Raw genomic sequence first — 5,173 nt, 5'->3', positions numbered from 1 at the left:
GCTGCTCGCCGTTGCGCAGCAGCATCTTGGCAGATGGGCGGCGAGCGGGAAGCGGGGGTCGGTCAGACCGAGACGCAGGGCGTGCGGGTGGCCGACGAAGCGGGCGTCGACCATCGGGCTGCGGCGGCAGCGGAACCACCCGCGTGGCGTCCATCGGCTCCGGATCGGGCGCGTGGATCACCGCGTTGAGCAGGGCCCGGGCCCCGGCGTCGTCGAGCCGCTTGGCCGGATCCTTGGCCAGCAGGCCGTAGAGGAGGTCCCTGAGCGGGCCCGCGTTCTTGGGCTCCTCCAGCGGCTCGGTCATCACCGCGGTGAGCGTGGCGATCGCCGAACCCTTGTCGTAGGGCGGTACGCCCTCGACCGCCGCGTACAGCAGACCGCCGAGCGACCACAGGTCGGCCGCCGGGCCCGGCTTGTGGCCGCGGGCGCGCTCCGGGGAGATGTAGGAGGGGGCGCCGACGAGCATGCCGGTGGAGGTGATGGACGGGTCGCCCTCGACCTGCGCGATGCCGAAGTCGGTGAGCACGACCCGGCCGTCCTCGGCGATGAGCACGTTGGACGGCTTCACGTCACGGTGCAGGATGCCCTCGCGGTGCGCGGAACGCAGTACGTCGAGGACGGCGAGGCCCACCTCGGCCGCCCGCCTGGGCTCCAGCAGGCCGTCCTCGCGGATGGCCTCGGCGAGGGACTTGCCCTCCACCAACTCCATGACGATCCAGGGCCGGTCGTCCTCGTCGACCACGTCGAAGACCGTCACCGCGCTCTTGTTGCGGATCCGGGCGATCGCCTTGGCCTCGCGCAGGGTGCGCGTGATCAGGCGCCGCTTCTCCTCCTCGTCGATGTTCGACGGGAACCGCAGCTCCTTGACGGCGACCGTCCGGCCCAGGGTCTCGTCCTCGGCGCGCCAGACCGTGCCCATGCCGCCCCGGCCCAGCACGTCTCCCAGCCGGTACCGCCCGGCGAGGAGACGCCGGTCGCTCTTGTCCCGACGAGTCTCCTGACGAGATGATCCCGCCCGCTCCGCCTCCGACATGCGTCCCCTCATACAACCCGCCCTGACAGAGCCTCCATTGTCTCTCACGCGACAAGTGGTCAACGCCCAGGGTGCCCCAGCCCGCGGCCCGCACACCGCGCCCCGCAAGACCCCCTGAAGCGCCTTTCACACCAACCGGGATGATGGGCCGTAAGTAGGGAGGAACCGGGATGCCGACGCTTCGGACACTTCAGGCCAAACCGGTGCCCCCGGCACGGGCCGCCCTGGCCGAAACGGTGGCCAAGGCGCGGGCCGCCCCGGCCGGAACGGTCTCCCAACCGTGGGCAACCATGTCCGAACCGGTATCCGCGCCAAGAAAAGTTCCAGCCAAACGGATACCTCTGGCGCCAACGGCCCCGCCCAAACCGGCGTAACCGGCACGAACGGCCCGGACCGAACCCGTTTCCTTGGCGCGAACCGCCTCGGTCCTCCCGGTCTCCGTGGCGCTGCCGCCGGCCGCCCCGACCGCGTCCCCGGAGGCCTCCCCGAAGACGCTTCAACTGGCCGCCGAACACCGGCTCGCACTGTCCGACACGGTGGAGCGGCACCCGCCGGCCCGACACGCGATGGCGGACACCCGGTTCGAACCGGCCCTGCTCGATGCCGGGTTCTGCCCTCGCACCCGGTAGAACGAGCTGGTACCGAACGGAGATCCCGGTTCGCGACACTCGTTCGAGTGAATCCCCCGCCGACGGCCGGAGGTCAGGTCAGCGGCACGATGTCCGGCGCTCCCAGCCGTGCCGCGTCCGCCGTCTGGTCGTCCGGCTGGAGCTGGGACTCCCGCTCGGCCTCCACCCGCTTCTCGTAGTGCTCGACCTCGCGCTCGACCTGGTCCTTGTCCCAGCCGAGGACCGGCGCCATCAGCTCGGCCGCCTCACGGGCGCTGCGGGTGCCCCGGTCGAAGGTCTCGATGGAGATGCGGGTGCGCCGGGTGAGGACGTCGTCCAGGTGGCGGGCGCCCTCGTGCGAGGCGGCGTACACCACCTCGGCGCGCAGATAGTCGTCGGCGGCGTGGAGCGGCTCGCCGAGCGCGGGGTCGGCGGCGATGAGGTCCAGGACCTCCTCGGCCAACGAGCCGTACCGGTTCAGCAGATGCTCCACCCGGACCACGTGCAGTCCGGTGCGGGCCGCGATCCGTGCCCGCGCGTTCCACAGCGCCTGGTAGCCCTCGGCGCCGAGCAGCGGGGTCTCCTCCGTCACGCAGTCGGCGACACGCCGGTCGAGGCCGTGCACCGCCTCGTCGACGGCGTCCTTCGCCATCACCCGGTACGTCGTGTACTTGCCGCCCGCCACGACCACGAGACCGGGCACCGGATGGGCGACCGTGTGCTCGCGGGACAGCTTGCTGGTGGCGTCGGACTCGCCGGCCAGCAGCGGGCGCAGACCCGCGTACACGCCCTGCACGTCGTCACGGCTGAGCGGCACGGCGAGCACCGAGTTGACGTGTTCCAGCAGGTAGTCGATGTCGGCGCTGGACGCGGCCGGGTGGGCCTTGTCGAGGTCCCAGTCGGTGTCGGTGGTGCCGACGATCCAGTGCCGGCCCCAGGGGATGACGAAGAGGACGGACTTCTCGGTGCGCAGGATCAGGCCGGTGGTGGAGTGGATGCGGTCCTTGGGCACGACCAGGTGGATGCCCTTGGAGGCGCGGACGTGGAACTGGCCGCGCTCGCCGACCAGGGCCTGGGTGTCGTCGGTCCACACACCGGTGGCGTTGACGACCTGCTGGGCGCGGATCTCGTACTCGCCGCCGCCCTCGACGTCCTGCACGCGGGCGCCGACGACCCGCTCGCCCTCGCGCAGGAACCCGATCACGCGCGCGCGGTTGGCCACCTTCGCGCCGTAGGACGCCGCGGTGCGCACCAGCGTGGCCACGAAGCGGGCGTCGTCCATCTGGGCGTCGTAGTACTGGAGGGCGCCGACGAGGGCGTCCTTGCGCAGGCAGGGGGCGACGCTCAGGGCGTGACGGCGGCTCAGGTGCCGGTGTATCGGCAGGCCCCGGCCGTGGCCGCGGGCCATGGACATCGCGTCGTAGAGCGCGACGCCCGAGCCGGCGTAGAGCCGCTCCCAGCCCTTGTGCTGGAGCGGGTAGAGGAACGGCACCGGTTTGACCAGGTGCGGGGCGAGCCGCCCCAGGAGCAGGCCGCGCTCCTTGAGGGCCTCGCGGACGAGGGCGAAGTCGAGCATCTCCAGATAGCGCAGGCCGCCGTGGATGAGCTTGCTGGACCGGCTGGAGGTACCGGACGCCCAGTCACGGGCCTCCACGAGACCGGTGGACAGACCGCGGGTCGCGGCGTCCAGTGCGGTGCCCGCGCCGACGACCCCGGCGCCGATCACCAGCACGTCCAGCTCCCGCTCCGCCATCGCCGCCAGTGCCTCGGCGCGCTGTGCCGGCCCCAGAGTCGCTGTCCTCACCGCTGCCTCCCGCTGTCGCTGACTCGCTCGCGTCGGCCGCACCCGGAGGGCGAAGCCCGGTTCATCCCCTCCTCATGCCCAAATTCTGACCGGCTTGCCCGACTTCAGCCACCACGGGCTTCCAACCTGTGGACAACAGGAACGCAACCCCCGGAAGACACACGAACAGAATCCCACATAACGGTCATATTTACTCCTAGTGTGACAGTGCGCTCGTACATGCTGTCCACAGCGGTTGCGCACCTGTCCCGCTTCGGCTATTGGGAAGGACGGCCCACGCCATGCCCGCAGATCTCGCCGTCATCGGACTCGGTCCGTACGGCCTGCCGCTCGCCCAGGCCGCCGTCGCCGCCGGCATCCCCACCATCGGGTACGCCACCGGCCCCGAGGCCGGCCCCCTCAGCCCGGCCGAGCTGCGCCGGATGCACTCGACGGGCTTCCGGCCGGGCACCGACCCGGCCCAGCTGAGCCGGGTGCGCACCGCCGTGATCTGCGCGCCCACCCCGCGCGGCGCCGACGGCGGCCTCGACCTCGGCCAGGTCGAGGCGGCCGCCCGCGTCCTGGCCGCACGGCTGCGCCCGCACACCACGGTCATCCTGGAGTCCCCCGTCCTGCCCGGCACGACGGAGGACTTCCTGCGCCCCCTGCTGGAGAAGGGCTCGGGCCTGCGCGCGGGCCGGGACTTCCACCTCGCCTACTCCCCCAGCCGGGTCGACCCGGGCAACCGCGAGCACACCCCCGCCGGCACCCCCAAGGTCATCGGTGGTCTCACCCCCGCCTGCAACGAGTCGGCCGCCGCCTTCTACGGCCGGCTCACCGACAAGGTGGTACGCGCGCGTGGGCTGCGCGAGGCCGAGGCCGTGCACCTGCTGGAGACCAACTTCCGGCACGTCAACATCGCCTTGGTCAACGAGATGGCCGTGCTCTGCCACGAGCTGGGTGTCGACCTGTGGGACGTCATCCGCTGCGCGGAGACCAAGCCGTTCGGCTTCCAGGCGTTCCGGCCCGGACCCGGCGTCGGCGGCCACGGCGTCCCGCAGGACCTGTCCGGGCACGCGGGCCGGACCCTGCGCATGGTGGAGCTGGCCCAGCAGGTCAACGGCCGGATGCCCCGGTACGTCGTCCAGCGCGCGGCCACCCTCCTCAACGAGCACGGCAAGTCCGCCCGGGGCGCGCGCGTGCTGCTGCTCGGCGTGACCTACAAGGCCGACCTCGCCGACCAGCAGGGCACCCCCGCCCGGGAGATCGCGATCCGGCTGATGGAGCTGGGCGCCTCCGTGAGCTACCACGACCCCCTGGTGTCCTCCTGGAGCGTCCTGGACCGCCCGGTCCCGCGCGCGGACTCGCTCTACGAGGCGGCAGCCGACGCCGACCTGACGATCCTCCTCCAGCAGCACCGCACGTACGACCTCCAGGGCCTGTCGGTGAAGGCCCAGCTGCTGCTGGACACCCGGGGGGCCACGCCGACGGGGGCGGCGCACCGGCTCTGAGCCCGGTCACGAAAGGAAAACAGCCGGGGCGTTGTCGTCCCCGGCTGTTAGTCTCCCCCGGACTCGTCGCACCCAGGTGCGCGGTCGTCTTTGATCCCAGTCTTCAGTCGTGCTCCACCTCGGGGGGATTCCTGTCATGAGCCAGTCAGCTCCACCGCCGCAGCCGCCGCAGTCCGGCCCGGTCGAGGGCAACCCGTACGCCCAGCAGGCGCCGGCCGGGACGCCGTACCCGCCGCAG

Annotated in this window: 4 protein-coding genes; 2 read left to right on the top strand and 2 right to left on the bottom strand. The window is 72.0% G+C overall.

The genetic code is table 11. From position 1 onward, the window contains the following. Positions 1-1,033 (bottom strand): serine/threonine-protein kinase (locus ACWEN3_RS40960; RefSeq protein ID WP_452982155.1); only part of this gene is annotated, 1,033 nt, incomplete at its 3' end. Between the two features lie 407 nt (positions 1,034-1,440). On the opposite strand from ACWEN3_RS40960, the gene ACWEN3_RS40955 reads away from it, so the two are divergent. After that, on the top strand, positions 1,441-1,662 hold the full coding sequence (locus tag ACWEN3_RS40955) for a hypothetical protein (RefSeq protein WP_452982153.1): 222 nt from the start codon (positions 1,441-1,443) through the stop codon (positions 1,660-1,662). A gap of 73 nt (positions 1,663-1,735) precedes the next feature. On the opposite strand, the gene ACWEN3_RS40950 is transcribed toward ACWEN3_RS40955, so the two are convergent. Beyond that, positions 1,736-3,445 carry an FAD-dependent oxidoreductase gene (locus ACWEN3_RS40950; protein ID WP_452982150.1) on the bottom strand — a complete coding sequence of 570 codons (1,710 nt, stop codon included), beginning with the start codon at positions 3,443-3,445 and terminating at the stop codon, positions 1,736-1,738. A gap of 281 nt (positions 3,446-3,726) precedes the next feature. On the opposite strand from ACWEN3_RS40950, the gene ACWEN3_RS40945 reads away from it, so the two are divergent. Beyond that, on the top strand, positions 3,727-4,935 hold the full coding sequence (locus ACWEN3_RS40945; RefSeq protein WP_452982147.1) for a nucleotide sugar dehydrogenase: 1,209 nt from the start codon (positions 3,727-3,729) through the stop codon (positions 4,933-4,935). Positions 4,936-5,173 lie beyond the last annotated feature (238 nt).

The sequence above is a fragment of the Streptomyces sp. NPDC004561 genome (genome assembly GCF_053602155.1).
The sequence above is the reverse complement of the archived record's forward strand: the minus strand, read 5'-3'. Positions and strand labels throughout refer to the sequence as shown.